We start from the raw sequence: 19,656 nt of genomic DNA, 5'->3' as shown, positions 1-19,656 counted from the left end.
ATCTTAAGACGGAAAGCATTCAAACACTTAATATAAAACTAAATGATTTAGTCTCAACTAAGCTGTGAGTTTGAAACTTGTCTTTAATTTATAATCCTTAAATCCAATATTCTCTTTATTCATAGAAATAAAGACAGCTAAAAGTTAAGTTAAACTAAAGAAAAGATAAATAGGTTTTATCCTTTAACAAGTCCTGTAAAATTGTTTTTATTAAAACTTGCTTGTGACTCTTAACAATGATAATTAAAAAGAACATTTAGGTTTAAAACCTAAAGGAAGTATATATATTAACATAATCATTATAAATATAAATGCATAATGTATATGCTACTTATATCTATTAAAGTATATTCTTTTATAGTTAAAGATAAAAAATAAATCTAAGTATAGAGTTTATATTTTATATTTAATCTATTTTATATACTTGCTTTAGATTTTAAAGCTTCTTTATTCAAATCTTTTTTATGGTGGGCCTAACAAGACTTGAACTTGTGACCTCACCCTTATCAGGGGTGCACTCTAACCAGCTGAGCTATAGGCCCTTAATAAATGGTGGAGAATAGCGGGATCGAACCGCTGACCTCCTGCGTGCAAAGCAGGCGCTCTCCCAGCTGAGCTAATTCCCCATAAACAATTAGCTTTATCATCAATCTTTGAAATCTAAACAAGAATCAATTGAGTTTATATATTGAAGTAATAGTTGTGAGACTTATTACTTTGTACTCTAGAAAGGAGGTGATCCAACCGCAGGTTCTCCTACGGTTACCTTGTTACGACTTCACCCCAGTCGCTGATTCCACTGTGGACGGTAACTAGTTTAGTATTCCGGCTTCGAGTGAAATCAACTCCCATGGTGTGACGGGCGGTGAGTACAAGACCCGGGAACGTATTCACCGTAGCATGGCTGATCTACGATTACTAGCGATTCCGGCTTCATGCTCTCGAGTTGCAGAGAACAATCCGAACTGGGACATATTTTATAGATTTGCTCCACCTCGCGGTATTGCGTCTCATTGTATATGCCATTGTAGCACGTGTGTCGCCCTGGGCATAAGGGCCATGATGACTTGACGTCGTCCACACCTTCCTCCTCCTTACGAAGGCAGTCTATTTAGAGTGCTCGGCCGAACCGTTAGCAACTAAATACGTGGGTTGCGCTCGTTGCGGGACTTAACCCAACATCTCACGACACGAGCTGACGACAGCCGTGCAGCACCTGTCTCTAAGTTCTAGCAAGCTAGCACCCTCTTATCTCTAAAAGGTTCTTAGGATATCAAGCCCAGGTAAGGTTCTTCGCGTATCTTCGAATTAAACCACATGCTCCACCGCTTGTGCGGGTCCCCGTCTATTCCTTTGAGTTTTAATCTTGCGACCGTACTCCCCAGGCGGTACACTTAATGCGTTAGCTGCATTACTGAGATGACTAGCACCCCAACAACTAGTGTACATCGTTTAGGGCGTGGACTACCAGGGTATCTAATCCTGTTTGCTCCCCACGCTTTCGCGCCTTAGCGTCAGTTGAGTTCCAGCAGATCGCCTTCGCAATGGGTATTCTTGGTGATATCTACGGATTTTACCCCTACACCACCAATTCCATCTGCCTCTCCCTCACTCTAGACTATCAGTTTCCCAAGCAGTTTAATGGTTAAGCCATTAGATTTCACAAGAGACTTGATAATCCGCCTACGCGCCCTTTACGCCCAGTGATTCCGAGTAACGCTTGCACCCTCCGTATTACCGCGGCTGCTGGCACGGAGTTAGCCGGTGCTTATTCCTTAGGTACCGTCAGAATTCTTCCCTAAGAAAAGGAGTTTACGCTCCGAAAAGTGTCATCCTCCACGCGGCGTTGCTGCGTCAGGGTTTCCCCCATTGCGCAATATTCCCTACTGCTGCCTCCCGTAGGAGTCTGGACCGTGTCTCAGTTCCAGTGTGACTGATCATCCTCTCAGACCAGTTAAGCGTCATAGCCTTGGTAAGCCATTACCTTACCAACTAGCTGATACTATATAGTCTCATCCTACACCGAAAAACTTTCCCTACTCAACTTGTGTTAAGCAGGAGTATAGAGTATTAGCAGTCGTTTCCAACTGTTGTCCTCTTGTGTAGGGCAGATTAACTATACCTTACTCACCCGTGCGCCACTAATCCACTTCTAGCAAGCTAGAAGCTTCATCGTTCGACTTGCATGTATTAGGCACGCCGCCAGCGTTCACTCTGAGCCAGGATCAAACTCTCCATAAAAAATTATAGATAGTTTAATCTTTTTCTTCAAAGAAAAAGTTATGAAAGATTAAAAGAAAAGTTTTTAATCTTTTTAATTATTAGATTGAATAGATTTTACATAATTGCTTATACCTAAATCTGTTCTGGCTCAATCGATCACTTATTTAGATTTCAAAGATTGACTAATAAGATTTGAATAACAATACTAATTTAAAAGAACAAAACAAAAAATCATTTTTAAAAGAAAAGTTTTTAAATTAAAAAACAAGATTTATAAAAAAGCTTTTAGTTTATAAGACAAAAACCAAAAGAGTTAATTTATAAAATCTACTAAGCTAGTGAAACTTTATAATTTAAAAGATTTTAAGTCCTTTTTTCAAAAAAGGAAATGAAAGTATAACCAATTAAACTTAAAAGTGTATTAAACAAAGGATTAAATAGTATAAATATTTGTGTAAGTATTTATATAAGTATTTGGTGGGTTGAAAAATGGGGGGGGGTTAAATGATAATAAAAAATACAAGATATAATATACTATTAATAGGATTGAAAGGCTTGACTTAGGGAAGATAAGTTCCCTAAGTTTAGAAATATTTAAAAAATTTTAATATTTTAAAAAATACTCTTGAATTTTTTTAGGATCACTTGTTTTTGTAAGTGCTAATATAAGCAAAACTCTTGCTTTTTGAGGATTTAAATCTTCAGCACTAATAAAACCTAATTTTTCATCTGAATCACTCACAGCAACACAACCTGCTACAACCCTTGAACTTACAACAACCTTAAGCCCTTTTTTTAAAAGCTCTTTTAAAACATCTTTTTGATTTTTGTGTATACTTCCTGCTCCACTTCCTGCAACAACTATGCCCTTAGTTCCATGTTCAAATAAAGCTTTTGCAGCGACACCACTACCATCATTTGAATAGCTATAAAGAATATCTACTTTTGGCAAACTTGTGAGTTTGCTTACATCAAAAGGAGCGTTTTTTGTGTGAGCTTTAGTAACATTATTATAGAAAAAGACTTTACCATCTACTATATAACCCAAATCCCCAAAATCAGGAGAAGAGAAAGCATCAACATTTAAACTATGAGTTTTTACTACGCCTCTAGCGCTTAAAATTTTATCATTTATAGCTACCATAACACCCTTATTCTTAGCTTCTTTATTGGCAACTAATGCCACTGCATTATAAAGATTTTTCGGACCATCCGCACTTATAGCAGTTGATGGACGCATAGCGCCAACTAGAACTACGGGCTTATCACTTTTAATGGTTAAATTTAAAAAATAAGCAGTTTCTTCCATAGTATCAGTACCATGAGTTATCACCACACCGTCTATCCCCTCAGCAAAAAGCTTAGCAATTTTTTTAGCAAGCCTTAACCAAATTTCATCACACATATTTGAACTATCAATATTTGCTATTTGCTCCCAACTAATATCTGCTAAATCTCTAATTTGCGGAACTGCTTTAATTAATACATCTATATCAATGGCTCCGGCCGTATATCCTGTTGTAGCAATAGTGCTATCAATGAAGCCTGCTATCGTTCCGCCTGTTCCTAAAATAGCAATCCTTGATTTAGCTTTTTTCATACATACTCCTATAAAAAGACAACATATAAATAATTTTTTAATCTCTTGTATATTAATTTTTTAATGTTATTAATGCAAATTATAAGTAAAAATTTTTATAAAATCTCTTTAACAACAAACTGTGGAGTTACCATTCCCCTAAATTCATTCTTAGAAATACTTCCAAGCAAAGAAATATTTTGATTCAATTCTGGCTCTTTATCAAAATTAAAAAATAAAGCTTCTATGGTTTTATTTTCCTTAGTTAAAACAAGCTTTAAGTGTTTTTCATCTTTACCTAGAAGTTTTTTATTTTTTACACAAAGATTTTCTAAAACAAAAAAAGGTCGTGGATTTTTATGTCCAAAAGGTTCAAAAGATTCTAAAATTTCAAGCATTTCAAAATCAATTTCGCTAGGTTCTAAGATTCCTAAAATTTCATCTGTATCCAAAAATTCACTTTCAGAAATTTGCGAACATTCTTTTTTGATTTTATTTTTAAATTGTTCAAAATTTTCAGAGTTTAAACTGATTCCAGCAGCACCTTTATGACCACCATAATTGCTTAATATAGAATTTGTCTTAGAAATTAAAGCTAAAATATCAATCTTGCCAACACTTCTTGCACTGCCTTTTAAGTGTTCTTCATTTTGAGAAAATACAAAAGCAGGTTTATTAAAATGTTTAGCTAAACGACTTGCCACAATCCCTAAAACACCTTCATGCCAATTTAAACCCGATACCACAATACAAGAATCGTTTTCATCGATTTGATTTAAACTATCTTCAAAAAGCTGTTTTTCTTCATCTTTACGACTTTCATTAAAACTAACAATTTGCTCTAGATATTCTAAAGCTTTATTAAAATCTTTAGTGTGTAAAAATTCATAAGAAATACTTGCATCATCCATTCTTCCAGCACTATTTATAAGCGGAGCAATTAAAAATCCTATATTATCAAGAGCAAATTTATCCTTTTGATAATAATGCTTAATAGCCCTAAAAGCAGCCCTTTTAGATTTGTTAATATGATCTATGCCACGCCTTACTAAAGCACGATTTAAATCTCTAAGTTCCATCATATCTGCAACAATTGCAATCGCCAAAAGTTCTAAAAATTTACACATGTCATATTTAAGCTTGCACACCTCTTTTAAAGCCGCTATCAAATACCATGCGACTTGAGCTCCACAAATTTCAATTTCTGGAAAATCACAATCTTTTTGCTTTGGATTGATAATGGCAAAAGCATCAGGTAAAACATCTTGAGGCATATGATGATCAGTGATAATCAAATCTATATTTTTTTCTTTACAGAGTTTGGCTGCTTCAAGAGCAGCTATTCCATTATCTACTGTTATTATTAAATTTACATCAAGTTCGTTGATGATCTCAGCATTTAATCCATATCCATCTTTAAAACGATTTGGAATTCTTATAATATAATCAAAACCTATATCATCGAAAAATTCTGCCATAATAACACAAGAAATGATTCCATCAACATCATAATCTCCTACTATGGCGACTTTCTCATTTTTTTCTACAGCTTCTTTGATGCGATTAGCTGCTTTATATGCATCCTTTAAACAGCATGGCAAAGGCAGATCACAAAGTTTGGTATGCAAATCTTTTTCAAAGCGTGAAGCCAAAATTTTTTTAATTTCATTTTTATTAATTATCTTCATAGTTTATAGCTGCCTTGATAAAACTGCAAATCACAGGATTAACATGCTCAAGTCTTGATGTAAATTCTGGATGAAACTGCACAGCCAAGAAAAAAGGATGACAGTTAAGCTCAACTGCTTCAATCAATCCTTTGCTTTCACCACTTACAATCAAACCGTGTTTTTCAAAATCTGCTCTATATTTTGGATTTGCTTCATAGCGATGACGATGGCGTTCTTTTACACTCTTTACTTCATTATAAACCTTAGCCAAAAGGGATTTTTCCTTGATATCACATTTATAAGCCCCTAAACGCATAGTTCCACCTAAAGGAGTTTTTGCAGTACGAATTTGTTTTTCTCCATTTGTATCCATAAATTCATCAATCAAATAAACCACAGGATTTTGGCATTTTTCATTAAATTCACTTGAATTTGCATCTTTAAGTTTTAATACATTTCTAGCAAATTCCACTAAAGCAAGCTGCATACCTAAACAAATTCCTAAAAAAGGAATTTTATTTTCTCTTGCGTATTGAATGGCTTTTATCTTACCTTCTACACCACGATATCCAAATCCCCCAGCAACCAAAATTCCACTCACATCTTTAAATACTTCAGAACTTTCCATATTTTCAAGTTTTTCACTATCTACCCATTTTAACTCCACTTTAGTATCTAGGGCTGCACCTGCGTGTATAATAGCTTCAGTAAGGCTTTTATAACTTTCTTTTAAATCCACATATTTGCCTACAAAAGCGATTTTAACTTCATTGCTTGGAGCTATAACTCTTTTTACCAAAGAGTCCCAATTTTCCATATTAGGTTTTAAATTTTTCAAATCCAAAATTTCAGCAATAGGGCTTAAAATATCTTGCTTTAAAAAATTAAGTGGAATTTGATAAATACTAGCCGCATCAACACTTTCTATCACGCAATTTTTTTCCACCCCGCAAGAAATAGCAATTTTATCTTTTAAATCTCTATCAAGAGCTTTTTCACTACGACAAATAATCATATCAGGACTAATGCCTATGCGCCTTAACTCGCCTACACTATGTTGAGTTGGCTTTGTTTTTAATTCCCCTGCAGCCTTAATAAAAGGTACTAGAGTAAGATGAATATTCATAGCATTATTTTTACCCACTTCCAAACGCAAAGCACGAATAGCTTCTAAAAAAGGCAAGCCTTCTATATCCCCAACAGTTCCGCCTATTTCAACGATAAGTATATCTTTGCCTTCTCCTGCTTTTTTAATGCGATCTTTGATTTCTCCTACTATATGAGGGATAACTTGAATGGTTTTGCCAAGATATTCTCCACGCCTTTCTTTTTCAATCACACTTTGATAAACCCGTCCTGTAGTGAAGTTATTATCTTGAGATAAACTCTCATCCAAAAAACGCTCATAATGCCCCAAATCAAGATCCGTTTCTGCTCCATCATCAGTTACAAAAACCTCTCCATGCTCAAAAGGACTCATAGTGCCTGGATCAACATTGATATAAGGATCAGCTTTTAAAATACTCACTTTAAGCCCTGAATTTTTTAAAAGTGTTGCGATAGAAGCAGCGGCTATCCCTTTACCCAAAGAACTTAAAACTCCACCTGTTACAAAAATATATTTTGTTTGTTTCATTGATAATAAGCCTTATTTTTTTATCTAATTATAGCTTGATAAAACTTTTTATTTCATTAGAATTTTAAGTAAAAAATGCAAGAATTACAAAAAATATTTTTATCAAAAAAGGAATAAGCATGCAAATCACTTTACTTTTTCACATTCCATTATCTGTTTGTTCTCATGCAACAAGAACTTGTTGGCAAAGCTTTGAAAAAGGCGATTGCGGTGGCGAAAAAGATAAAGAACTTATCGATCGCGTGGGCAACAAATTCAAACACGCTTCAACCTTAGAACATCTAAACTATACTTTTTATATACAAGGAATTTCAAGAGCTTGCTTACAAGAAGTTGCAAGACACCGTCACACTAGTCCTAGTGTAAAAAGCACGCGTTATACCTTAAAAGAACTTCGCAATGAAGCTGAATTTAAAATAGGAGATTTTGAAAATGCAAGCCGTTATCTTGTGCTTTGTGGTAATGAAGAGGTTGATAACGCAAGCATTAAAGCCTTAGAAAATTTACGCACTATTTTACAAAAAAGCATTAGTCTAGATATAGCCAAATACTGCTTACCAGAAAGCTATAAAACTGAACTTACACTAACGATTAATGCAAGAAGTTTGCAGAATTTCATTTCTTTGCGTAGTTCAAAATCAGCTCTTTGGGAGATTAGAAATTTAGCAAATGCTTTATTTGAAGCCTTGCCACAAGAACACAAATTTATATTTGAACATTGCTTACATAAAGATATAGAATAAATCATACTAATTTTATCTTATTTAAAATATTGTTATGCTACCATTTATAAAATCAAGCTTTACGCAAGTATATTTTCATATACCTTGTGCTTGATTATAGTTTCTTATAAGGACTTTTTATGGATAAACAATTTTTTCAAGATTTTCTAATGCTTTCACAAGCTCATACTATAACTACTCTTGCTATGCTTTGTGTTGTTTTTTACGCATTAAAAAAAATGCGGGATATAAAAATCAATTTTTCTCTTCGCATGCTATTTGCGCTTTTAATGGGTTTGGGGTTTGGTTTTGCTTTGCAATATTTGGCAAATTTTCCAGATGCTAAAGAAGCAAGTAATATTCTTTGGTATAGCGAAACAAAACATTGGTTTGCATTTGTAAGTTCTGTTTTTGTAGCTTTTATAAAAATGCTGGTTGTTCCTCTTGTAAGCATTTGCATTATAAAAGTAATTATAGAAATTGATAAAAATATCAAAATATCCTCCTTGCTTGGAATAAGTCTTTTTTGGATACTCTTTAGCACAGCCATAGCTGCAACCTTGGGTATATTTTTAGGTTATAGTTTTGATTTAGGAAGTAATTTTGCTATATATGAAGGAAATAAACAAATTCGCGAAATTCAAACTTTTTCAAATATTATACTAGGGCTAATACCTAGCAACATCATTGCAGCTATTAATAAAGAAAATATTATAGCTATTGTCATTTTTTCTTTTTTTATAGGAATTAGTGCTAAAAAAATTTCTAAAAAAGAAGAGTATGAACAAGCCTTTAAAAGTTTTCATAATTTTATCCTAACCTTTTATAATATTATGATGAACATGACTGCTACAGTTATTAGATTTATGCCTTATGCTGTAGTTTGTATGATGGCTAATGTGCTTTTAAGCAATGGTTTTGAAGCTATCAAAACAGCTGGACTTTTTATAATGCTTATTTATATAGCTATGTTAATAATGTTCGGGGTGCATTTTTTACTTCTTGCTTCACAAGGGCTAAACCCTATAAAATATGCAAAAAAAGCATTTCCTGTATGGTTATTTGCATTTAGCTCAAGATCTTCTTTGGGCACTTTGCCTATGACTACTTCAACTTTGCAAAATAAATTTGGAGTTAATTCAGCTATAGCTAATTTTGTAGCATCTATAGGTACAACAACAGGACTTAATGGTTGTGCGGGATATTTTCCAGCTTTAGCGGCAGTTTTTGTAGCTTTTGCTACACATACACATATTGATTTTACATTTGCTTTAATGATAGTTTTGGTAGCTGTTATTGGATCCTTGGGTATAGCTGGAGTACCTGGAAGTGCAACTATGGCAGCTTCTATTATGCTAGCAGGGATTGGATTTGGTAATAATTTTGTCATGCTAAGTTTGATTTTAGCTATAGATCCTATTATAGATATGGCAAGAACAGCAAGTAATGTCTCAGGAGCTATGACTTCGGCACTTTGTACTGCAAAAAATCTAAAAGCCCTAGATAAAGAAATTTACAATTCTTAATCTCTTAAAACCCAATATTTTTCATTGGGTTTTAGTATTTATTGGCAACCTTCACATTCTATGCTACGATCTGCAACATTGACTTTTTCACTATCAGGGCTTTCGCTTCTTAGATAATAAGTAGATTTTACTCCGAGCTCCCAAGCGAGTTGATAAATTTCATTTAAATATCCCCCACTTGCTTTATCAAGCGATAAAAAGATATTTAAACTCTGCCCTTGATCGATCCATTTACCACGCACAGCAGCAGCCTTTACAAGAATTTTTTGATCAAGTTCGTAGGCTGGAGTATAGTATTGCCAAGTATCAAGGCTTAAATTTGGCACAACAACAGGTATCATACCACTTAAATTTTGTTCAAACCACTTTCTTTTGTAAACAGGTTCTATAGTCTGCGTAGTACCCACTAAAATAGAAATAGAAGAAGTAGGTGCAATGGCCATCAAATAACCATTTCTCATACCATCTTTTTTAACTTTTTCTCTAAGTTTAACCCAGTCGCATTCACTTTGATCAAATAAGCCCTCTCTTAAAGTTAAAGCTTTAGCCTTAGGACTTGCTACATCAATAGGAAAAATCCCCTTGCTCCAATTTGATCCTTCAAAATCTTCATAAGAACCTTTTTCAAGAGCTAAATTTGAACTCGCATTAATAGCCTCAAAGCTAATTTGTTCCATAATCTCATCGATTTTATTTAAATGCTCATCGCTTCCCCAATAAATCTTAGCCTCAGCAAGCATTTGTGCCTCACCCATGACTCCAAGACCTATGGCGCGAGATTTTAAATTTGTATCTTTTACTTTTCTATGAGGATAAAAATTTAAATCTATCACATTATCAAGCATACGAATAGCCGTTGGCACAACACGCTCTATATCTTCTTTAGTATACACTTTGCTAAGATTTATACTTGCTAAATTACAAACGGCTGTTTTTCCATCATTTTTATATTTTTCCACTATATAAACTTTATTACCATCAATACTATCTAAAGTTGAGATTTTTTTGGCTGGTTTTTCATATCCCCCATCGATCACAACTTTTTGTTCTTCATCAAAATGAAGCTCATCTCCATTTTCAAAAACTACTTTGATTTGATAATAATTTGGCTCGGTATTTTGAAAAATTTCAGTACATAAATTTGAACTTCTAATAATTCCTACATGAGCATTTGGATTTGCTCTGTTGGCACTATCTTTAAAGCATAAAAATGGCAAGCCTGTTTCAAAATAATTTAGCAAAATTTTCTTCCAAAGCTCTTTAGCTTCTACGATTTCTTTGGTAATGCTTTCATCTTTTTCATATTCTTCATAGCGTTTTTCAAAAGCCTCGCCATATAAATCACACAAATCCGCTGTATCTGCAGGATCAAAAAGAGTCCATTTATCATTAGCTCTTACTCTTTTCATAAAAAGATCATTGATCCATAAAGCAGGGAAAAGTTCATGAGCACGGCGTCTTTCTTCGCCTGAATTTTTACGCAAATCGATAAAATCACTTATATCCATGTGCCAAGGTTCTATATAAACGGCTATAGCCCCTTTTCTGGTTCCTAGTTGATCTACTGCCACGGCAATATCATTAGTAATTTTCAAGAAAGGTATAATCCCTCCTGCGGCATTTTTATGCCCATCTATGCTTCCACCCATAGCACGCACTTTAGACCAATCCCAACCTATACCACCACCAAATTTAGAAAGTAAAGCCATTTCTTGATAAGAATCAAAAATACCTTCAATATTATCAGGGGTTGATCCTATATAACAAGAGCTAAGCTGATGGCGTGTTGTTCTTGCATTAGATAAAGTCGGAGTTGCAAGCATGAGTTCAAATTTAGAAATAAGATCGTAAAATTTCTTCGCCCATTCTTGAGGATTAAATTCATTCTGCGCTAAAAACATCGCAATGGCCATAAACATTTGCTGAGGAAGTTCTATAGGCATACCTTTACTATCTTTAATCAAGTATCTATCATATAAAGTTTTAATACCAAGATAAGTAAATTGCATATCGCGTTCAGGTTTAATATAAGCATTTAAATCATCTAAATCATATTTTTCTTTAAGACCAAGTAAAATTCTTCCTTCTTTTTCACCTTTTTCAAAATACTCACACAAATGATTATAGCGATTCATACCATTAACTTTTTTATATAAATCAAATAAAAAAAGTCTAGCTGCAACAAAGGTCCAATTTGGACAATCAATATCTATCTTATCTACTGCAGTTTTAATTAAAGTTTTTTGAATTTCTTCAGTTGAAATTCCATCGCGAAATTGAATCTTTGCATCGAGTTCAAGTTCGCTTAAATTCACACCCTCTAAATCTTTTACAGCATCAGAGGTGCATTTTTTGATCTTGGAAACATCCAATTCTTCTGTACGACCATTTCTTTTAATAACTTTCATTGCCTTCCTTGCTTTTTATTTAAATGTTCTTTTAAAAATTGCATCAACATTTTTTGTATAGTAGTTATAATCGAAACATTTTCTTACATCCTCTTCGCTCAAACTTTTTCTTAAATCTTCATCGCTTAAAAGCGCTAACAAAAACAAACTTTCATTTTTTTCATTGATAGCAGCCTTGCCATTTTGCAAATCTGCCCAAACTTTCATAGCGTTTCTTTGAACTATTTTATAAGCTTCTTCACGACTAATGCCTTTAAATGGAAGCTCTAAAAGCACCCTCCCTGAAAATACAAGCCCGCCTGTAAGATTTAAATTTTTCATCATATTTTCAGGATAAACTAAAAGCTTATCAATCAAATTTGTAAGACGCATAAGCATAAAATCAGCCGTGATAAAAGCATCAGGCAAAATAAATCTTTCAACACTAGAATGAGATATATCTCTTTCATGCCAAAGTGCAACATTTTCTAAAGCTGGAGTTACAAAAGATCTAAGCACACGACAAAGCCCTGTGATATTTTCACTTAAAACAGGATTTCTTTTATGTGGCATAGCTGAACTTCCTTTTTGTCCTACACTAAAATACTCTTCAGCCTCATAAACTTCAGTTCTTTGAAAATGTCTTATCGCTACAGCGATTTGCTCACAACTTGAAGCTAAAATTGCAATAGCAGAAATAACTTGAGCATAACGATCTCTTTGGATCACTTGATTTGAAACAGGGGCAGCTTTAAGACCTAAATTTTTACAAACCTCTTCTTCAAATTCTAAAGGAGCATGAGCAAAATTTCCCATTGCACCACTGATTTTTCCATAGCTTATCACTTCTTTTGCATGTTCTAAAAGCTCTTTTGCATGCAAAATTTCATCATACCAAATAGCTAACACTAAACCAAAAGTGATAGGCTCTCCATGAATTCCATGACTTCTTCCTACCATTAAGGTATTTTTATGCTCCAAAGCACGCTTTTTGATCACTTCTAAAAGCAAAGAAACATCTTCTAAAATAAGCTCCAAACTCTCTTTTATCTGTAAAGCAACAGCCGTATCTATACAATCAGAACTTGTCATTGCATAATGCACAAAACGACTCTCTTCTCCCAAACTTTCACTTACACTTGTAAGAAAAGCGATAACATCGTGTTTTGTGGTTTTTTCTATTTCGTCTATTCTTGCAATATCAAATTTTGCATTTTTAAGAATTTTTTCGCAGTCTGTGTCATTAATGAGACCGAGTTTATTCCAAGCTTTTACAGCGGCTAATTCTACTTTTAACCACGCATCGTATTTTGCTTGCATGTCCCATTTTTTAGCCATGATTTCTCTGCTATATCTTTCAACCATCTTTGAAACCTTTTTAGCTATAATTTTATATTTTAAAAAACAGAAATTATATCAAATTATCCTAAGAAAGTTATTAAATGGCTTACATAAAAATAAAACTCTCAAATAATGGAAAAAAGGCATTTCAAGTCCTTATGGAAAATTTAAAAATTAGCATAAATGAAGCACAAAAACTCATAGACAAAAAAAGACTTTTTTGTGATGGAATTTTAGTAGAAGAAAAGAATGAAATTTTAAATGGTTTAGTAGAGCTTATAGTCTATGAAAACAATCCCAAAGGAGTAGAAATTGTCTTTGAAAATGAAGACTTTGCCATACTTGAAAAAGAAAGTGGGATCTTAAGTCATCCAAATGGTAGACATTGTAAATACAGTCTTAGTGATGAAATTTGGCATCTTTGGGGAAAAGAAGCTTGCGTAGCACACAGACTTGATAAAGAAACGAGCGGACTTATACTTGTAGCCAAAAATAAAAAAGCTCAAATTGATCTTAAAACTTTGTTTGAAAAAAAACTGGTTCAAAAAGAATACCTTGCTCTAGCTAACGGAAAAATAGAAGAAAATTTTATAATTGATAAAGCCATAAATTTAGCCAAAAACTACGATGATGTAAAAACAAGGATGCAAATTTGTAAGGAAGGAAAACAAGCTATCACTGAGTTTGAAATTTTAGAATACTTTCCTAAAATCAACGCTACTCTTTTACTCTGCAAACCCTTAACAGGCAGACAACACCAAATAAGAGTGCATTTACACTATAAAAACCATACCATTTTAGGCGATCCACTTTATGGGCTTAGCAAAGAACAAATCGAAAGTATTTTAGATGAAAAATTAACCCCCAAAGAACGCTTAAAACTTACAGGTGCCTTGCGTTTGTGTTTGCATTCTTATCGTTTGAAATTTCAATATAAAAATCAAAATTTTAATATCAACTCAAAAATAAACATAAAAGAAATTTTCAACAATTCTATAAAATAAAATGATGTTTCACTACGCTACAATCAATCACTTTTTTACCAAATTTTAAAACAAAAAAATAATTCTTGCTAAAACTTTAAGTATAATTAAATAAAAAAGCGAGATTTTCCAAATGAAATTTGTTAATTTTATACAGGGTCAAAAACCCAATCTAGGAGTACTAAATTCTAGTGGAAAAATTGTAAGTTTTGATGATCTTGGCATTGAAACTAACGATATGAATGAATTTATTATCCATTTTGATAAATTTAAACACAAACTTACAGACTTGGATTCTAAAATAGCCTATGAAATTCCACAAGAAAATTATCTAGCCCCTATTATAGAACCTCGTCAAGATATTATATGTCTTGGGATTAATTTTTTAGATCATGCCAAAGAATCTGCCAAATTTAAGGGTGAAAAATTTGAAGAAAGAGAATATCCTGTATATTTTGGAAAACGTTGCAATCAAGCTACGCCACCTTTTGGCGATATACCTTTACATGCAGATGTAACTTCTCAGCTTGATTATGAATGTGAGCTTGCATTTATTTTAAGTAAAGATGCTTATAAAATCAAAGCTAAAGATGCAAAAGATTATATCTTTGGCTATACTATTATCAATGAAATTTCAGCTCGCGAACTTCAAAAACGCCACAAACAATTCTACCGAGCAAAAAGTCTTGAAGGTAGCACTATAATGGGACCTTATATCACAAGCGTAGATGAAATTTCTTATCCTCCTAAACTCCAACTTCAAAGCTATGTCAATGATGAACTACGCCAAAACTCTAACACTCAATTGTTTATTTTTGATATTGCTTATGTCTTAGAAGAACTTAGTGCAGGCATGCTTTTAAAAGCTGGAAGTATTATATCTATGGGAACTCCTAGTGGAGTAGGTATGGGGTTAAATCCACCTACTTTTTTAAAATCAGGAGATAAAGTACGTTGCGTTATAGAAAATTTAGGAGAACTTTGTAATAAAATAAAAAATATCAATATATTAAATAATTTACTAAAATTATACTATAATGGCATTTTAAAAACTTAAATTAAGGCAAAAATTTATCATGAAAAAAATAATAATGATTTTATGTTTATCTTATGCAAATATAGTCTTTGCAGTAGATATGATAACCCCTATTCCAAATTCCATCTCTTATGATAAAGAAAAAGCTGAACTTGGAAAAAGTCTTTATATGGATAAAAGTTTATCTAAAGATGGAAAAGTTTCGTGCAATACTTGCCATAGGCTTGATCAACACGGTGTTGATGGGCTTGAATTTTCAATAGGAGTTGATAATCAACTCGATAAACCCTTTAACACTCCTACAACCTTTAATTCTGTGTTTAATTTTGTGCAATTTTGGAATGGCAGAGCTAAAGATTTAACAGAACAAGCTATGGGACCTTTTTTCAATCCAAAAGAAATGGGGCTAAGTCCTGAACTTCTTTTACAAAAAGTTAATTCAAATGAAAATTATGTAAAAACTTTTAAAAAACTTTATGGAGAAGTTACAGTAGAAAACATAGCTCTTGCAGTTGCTGAATTTGAAAAAACCTTAATCACCCCAAATTCTCCTTTTGATCGCTATCTTAGCGGGGATCAAAATGCTATTTCAACTCAAGCTAAAAAAGGTTACGAAGATTTTAAAGCTAATGGCTGCATCTCTTGTCATCAAGGTCAAAATATAGGTGGGAATATGTTTCAAAAAATCGGTATTTTTGAAGAATACCCAAACCAAGAAGATTTAGGGCGCTATGAAATCACAAAAAGAGAAGCTGATAAAATGATATTTAAAGTTCCTAGTCTTAGAAATATAGCCAAAACCGCACCTTATTTTCATGATGGATCTATACCTACTTTAGATGCTTGTGTTCAGTTTATGGCTTACTATCAACTAGGAAAATTTTTAGATCAAGAAACAGTTGACAATATAGTTGCATTCTTAGAAAGCTTAACAGGAGAATATCATGACAAATAAAAAAAGTTCATTTTTGATAAAATTTATTATTTTATCTACACTAGTTTTAGCTTTCATTCTTGTTTTATTAGGTATTATTTTTAATAACTATTCTTCATCTAAAGATAATAAAGAATTGATAAACATAGTTCAACAACTAGAAATTTCAGATGAAAAAATCAATTCTGTTTTTCAAAATAGTTTTAATTTTATCAACTACGATCCAAGTGTTCAAGCGATAAAAAAAATGCAAGAAAACTTTACAAAACTTAAAACTTTTGGGATTGACATAATCAAAGCAGAAGAAATTTTTAATGCCAAACTAATCCAGCTTAATTATTTTAAATCCGCAAATTCCATAGCAGTAAATTCAAAACTTTATTTATTTGAACTAGCTAAAAATTATTTTGAAGAATTGGAACAAAACCATGAAACAAATAAAAACAACTATAAAACAATGAGTTCTATGTTAAGCGTTCTTTCAACTGAAAATATTTTACAAAAAACAACACTAAATCAACTCAACAATCTTATGAAAGAAATCAAAAATGATACAAAAAGTGAAAATTTACAACTTTTTTTAAAACACTATAACATGATTGTAAAGCAAATTTCTATTATGCAAGATAATTCTTCTATTTATGAGAATAATTCTCTCATGAAAGAGTTAAAACAACTTAACACTTTTACCCAAAATACTATAGAACAATCTAATTTATTTAAATTTTATATCGCTTTAGCAGTATTTGGAATTACTCTTGTATTATTTGTATTTTTTATTTTATTAACACTAAAAAAAGTCATCATGCCAATTCATACTTTAGAAAAACTAAGCGCTAATTTAGCTAGCAAAGAAGCCAATCTACACTCTCGTTTAAATATAGATCCAAAAAGTGAGCTTGGACAAAGTGCTCAATATATTAATTCATTTATTTCCACCGTTCAAAACTCAATCATAGAAGCCATAGAAAATGCTAAATCAAGTCATCAAAATTCACAAAAACTCAAAAACAACTCTATGATGCTTGAAAACAGCTCTAATTCGCAACATGAACAAATTCAAGGAGTTAAAGAAATCACTCATGTTTTAGATGATCATATCAATCTTGCGGGAAATTTAGCACAAGAAAGTATAGAAAATATGCAAGATATGCACATACTAATGGATAAAGTAGAACTTACTCTATCTGAACTTGTAAATTTAATAAATGAAAACAATGAAAAAGAACAAAATATAGTAGCCAATATGGACAATCTAACCCAAAGTGCGGATAATATTATAGAAATCACAAACTCCATTAAAGACATAGCTGATCAAACTAATTTACTTGCCCTAAATGCAGCTATCGAAGCTGCAAGAGCAGGCGAACATGGGCGTGGATTTGCTGTTGTAGCCGATGAAGTTGGACAGCTTGCTGATAAAACAAGTAAATCTCTTTTAAACATCAATGCTACTGTTAATACTATAGTCCAACAAATCAATGACAACAAAGCCTTAATGGATCTTATCCATGATTCTATGAAAGAAACCTCTTCAAAAACCAATGATTTACAACAAGAACTTGTAAATTCTATGCATAAATTGGAAAGCTCTATAGAATCAACCCAAACCATGAAAGATAAAAGCATGGAAGTAAAAGATAAAATGCTTATCTTAGGAACAAATATAGATAAAGTTAACGAACTTGCAAATTCTGTTAAAGATTTATCATGTGAAATCAATAATATCTCTCAAAATGTTCTAAATGGTGCCTCTAAACTCTCCGAAAAATTAAGTAGCTTTCAGTAACTTTTTTCACGTTAATTTAACTTAACGTGAAATTTCAATAAAAATTTTATTTTTAATTTATGTTTTTCAAGTAAAATTAGCAGTTTTTATTTCAAAGGAGATACTATGGAGTTTCTTGAACTTTTATTAGTTTTAATCGCCTTGATACTGATTATCAAAAAACCAGAAAAAGAAAATTTGGCTTTTGGTTTGGTAATGGTAGCTTGGCTTTTAATGGTTTTTTTCTATGTTGGCCACAAAACAGGCGCACTATTAACAATAATGAATCTGTAAGGAAGGGCTAAATGAACGAAATCAATAAAACAAAAAATTTCTACACACTAATGTGTTTAGCAGGCTTTTTGATTATACTCTTGCCTGTAGGTATTGCAAATTTGATATTTGGTTATATGTTGGGCGATAGTCCTTGCACGCTTTGCTGGGGACAAAGAGAAGCAATGATCTTTATCGGTGTAATGGCGCTTTTCATTGTTCGTTATGGTATGAAAGGTAAATACCTTGCTGCTCTTTTAATCATGACAGCAGTAGGGCTTTATCAATCTTTTGCTCACTATGGTAATCACGCTCATAGAGATTTAGATCAAGGTTTTGGTTTAGCAGTTTTTGGTATCCATACTTATTTTTGGGCTGAAGTAGTATTTTGGGCTGTTGTATTGCTCTTAGGTGTGATTTTTGCTTTTGCTCCTAAATTTAATGCTTTTGAAGCTGAACTAAATGGAGAAAAGTTTAGAAAATATACTAAATTTAGCTTTGCAGCAGTTTTAATCAGTGCTATCATCGTAGCATCAAATGTTTTCCAAGCCTTTGTTAGCACAGGTATTCCTCCTTATGTAGGACAAGGCGATCCTGTAAGATTTAGTTTAAATCCAAAATACATCATTTGGAGTAAAGAAGGTTGGAATGGTTTATGGCAAAATATTTCTTTCTTAGGAAAACGCGATGTTAAAGCTCCTGATTATGCTTTTGCACCTGCAAGTGAAAAACTTGGCATAAAATTTGATAATGATATCAACAATGCTCCATTTGCAAAAATCAATGATGAGCTTAAAATCACAAATGAACAAACCATAAATTTTGACAAAGCCATCAATACTCTTGATTATATCAATAACGAATTTGTAGCAAGTTCTAAATGGGATGTAGCTTTCTTAGATAATAATTTTAGCGTTAAAGAAGGTTTTGAACTTGATCCTTATTTTTCAGCTTCTATCGATCCAATCATCGGTATCATACCTTATATGAACGATAAATTCATTCTTATGGGCTCAAACAAATCTTTCTTAAGATTTGCAAAAAATCCTAATGCAAGTGAAGAAGATATCGCCAAACAATACGCTGACTTTGTAAAAGGTAATGATAAATTTAAAGGTCAAGGCGAAAGTTTAGGTCGCGGAAGACTTGATACCGTAAGAGCAAAATTTAACCATGTAGCAAGTATGACTACAGATGGAAATTATCTTTATCTTGCAACTGTTCCAAACAACAAAGACGCTAAAACTTTTGTAATCTCTAAAGTTTCTTTAAAAGATCGTGTTCTTTCAGGAGAATTTACTCCAAAAGCAAATCTTAAAGAAGGTAAAACTTTAGGCGATCTTTATGTAACTTCTATGACTTTTAAAGATGGGGAAATTTATGCACTTAGCAAAAATCACAATGTGATTGCCGTAATTGATCCAGTCAAAGAAGAAGTAGTAAAAACCATCGCTTTCCCAAGCTCTATCACTAATGCTAGAAGCATTTTCTTTAAAGATGGAAAAATCAATATTCTTTCTTATCAAGATGGAGCAAACAAGCTTTATACTTTAAACTAAGCTTTAAGTCCTAGTGAAA

General features: G+C 32.6%; 13 protein-coding genes, 2 tRNA genes and 1 rRNA gene. 8 read left to right on the top strand and 8 right to left on the bottom strand.

Annotated features, from left to right (window positions below):
- Positions 1-465: 465 nt before the first annotated feature.
- The 6 genes from FBE96_RS00160 to FBE96_RS00135 all read right to left on the bottom strand — a co-directional run bounded on the left by FBE96_RS00160 (position 466) and on the right by FBE96_RS00135 (position 7,108).
- Positions 466-542 (bottom strand) — tRNA-Ile (locus FBE96_RS00160).
- Positions 543-550: 8 nt separating this feature from the next.
- Positions 551-626: transfer RNA gene (locus tag FBE96_RS00155), tRNA-Ala, on the bottom strand.
- 102 nt (positions 627-728) lie between these two features.
- Positions 729-2,241: ribosomal RNA gene (locus tag FBE96_RS00150) — 16S ribosomal RNA — on the bottom strand.
- Between the two features lie 586 nt (positions 2,242-2,827).
- Positions 2,828-3,835 carry a type II asparaginase gene (locus FBE96_RS00145; protein ID WP_255005614.1) on the bottom strand — a complete coding sequence of 336 codons (1,008 nt, stop codon included), beginning with the start codon at positions 3,833-3,835 and terminating at the stop codon, positions 2,828-2,830.
- 83 nt (positions 3,836-3,918) lie between these two features.
- Positions 3,919-5,490 carry a single-stranded-DNA-specific exonuclease RecJ gene (recJ, locus tag FBE96_RS00140; RefSeq protein ID WP_002855578.1) on the bottom strand — a complete coding sequence of 524 codons (1,572 nt, stop codon included), beginning with the start codon at positions 5,488-5,490 and terminating at the stop codon, positions 3,919-3,921.
- Positions 5,477-7,108, bottom strand: coding sequence for a CTP synthase (locus FBE96_RS00135; protein ID WP_002855601.1), 1,632 nt, complete (start codon positions 7,106-7,108; stop codon positions 5,477-5,479). Before FBE96_RS00135 ends, recJ begins: the two co-directional genes overlap by 14 nt.
- Before the next feature lie 119 nt (positions 7,109-7,227).
- Here FBE96_RS00135 and thyX point away from each other — a divergent pair, with 119 nt between their 5' ends.
- Together thyX and FBE96_RS00125 are read left to right on the top strand one after the other, a co-directional pair.
- The gene (gene thyX, locus FBE96_RS00130; RefSeq protein ID WP_002872062.1) at positions 7,228-7,851 is read left to right on the top strand and encodes an FAD-dependent thymidylate synthase; all 624 of its coding nucleotides are present in this window, start codon (positions 7,228-7,230) and stop codon (positions 7,849-7,851) included.
- A gap of 119 nt (positions 7,852-7,970) precedes the next feature.
- A complete protein-coding gene (locus FBE96_RS00125) occupies positions 7,971-9,356 on the top strand; it encodes a cation:dicarboxylase symporter family transporter (RefSeq protein WP_002868980.1) in 1,386 nt (461 codons plus the stop codon).
- Positions 9,357-9,394: 38 nt separating this feature from the next.
- Here the strand turns inward: FBE96_RS00125 and FBE96_RS00120 are convergent, their stop codons facing one another.
- Both FBE96_RS00120 and purB read right to left on the bottom strand, forming a co-directional pair.
- On the bottom strand, positions 9,395-11,764 hold the full coding sequence (locus FBE96_RS00120) for a ribonucleoside-diphosphate reductase subunit alpha (RefSeq protein ID WP_002867496.1): 2,370 nt from the start codon (positions 11,762-11,764) through the stop codon (positions 9,395-9,397).
- 15 nt (positions 11,765-11,779) lie between these two features.
- Positions 11,780-13,108, bottom strand: a complete 1,329-nt coding sequence (purB, locus tag FBE96_RS00115; RefSeq protein WP_002858787.1) for an adenylosuccinate lyase — start codon at positions 13,106-13,108, stop codon at positions 11,780-11,782.
- A gap of 77 nt (positions 13,109-13,185) precedes the next feature.
- On the opposite strand from purB, the gene FBE96_RS00110 reads away from it, so the two are divergent.
- From FBE96_RS00110 to dsbI, 6 genes are all read left to right on the top strand, one after another.
- A complete protein-coding gene (locus FBE96_RS00110; RefSeq protein WP_002867497.1) occupies positions 13,186-14,088 on the top strand; it encodes an RluA family pseudouridine synthase in 903 nt (300 codons plus the stop codon).
- A 112-nt stretch (positions 14,089-14,200) separates the two neighbouring features.
- Positions 14,201-15,124 (top strand): fumarylacetoacetate hydrolase family protein, encoded by a 924-nt coding sequence (locus FBE96_RS00105; RefSeq protein WP_002905867.1) that lies wholly within the window; start codon positions 14,201-14,203, stop codon positions 15,122-15,124.
- Between the two features lie 19 nt (positions 15,125-15,143).
- A complete protein-coding gene (locus FBE96_RS00100; protein WP_002868317.1) occupies positions 15,144-16,058 on the top strand; it encodes a cytochrome-c peroxidase in 915 nt (304 codons plus the stop codon).
- Positions 16,048-17,826 (top strand): methyl-accepting chemotaxis protein, encoded by a 1,779-nt coding sequence (locus FBE96_RS00095; protein WP_002868316.1) that lies wholly within the window; start codon positions 16,048-16,050, stop codon positions 17,824-17,826. Before FBE96_RS00100 ends, FBE96_RS00095 begins: the two co-directional genes overlap by 11 nt.
- A 105-nt stretch (positions 17,827-17,931) precedes the next feature.
- The gene (dba, locus tag FBE96_RS00090; protein ID WP_002779270.1) at positions 17,932-18,099 is read left to right on the top strand and encodes a disulfide bond formation protein Dba; all 168 of its coding nucleotides are present in this window, start codon (positions 17,932-17,934) and stop codon (positions 18,097-18,099) included.
- 11 nt (positions 18,100-18,110) lie between these two features.
- Positions 18,111-19,637, top strand: a complete 1,527-nt coding sequence (gene dsbI, locus FBE96_RS00085) for a disulfide bond formation protein DsbI (protein WP_002787430.1) — start codon at positions 18,111-18,113, stop codon at positions 19,635-19,637.
- The last annotated feature ends 19 nt before the right edge of the window (positions 19,638-19,656 follow it).

Origin of the sequence: Campylobacter sp. CFSAN093241 (assembly GCF_012889595.1) — a bacterium.
Taxonomy (GTDB): Bacteria; Campylobacterota; Campylobacteria; order Campylobacterales; family Campylobacteraceae; genus Campylobacter_D; species Campylobacter_D jejuni.
This window is presented reverse-complemented; position numbering and strand designations above follow the sequence as displayed.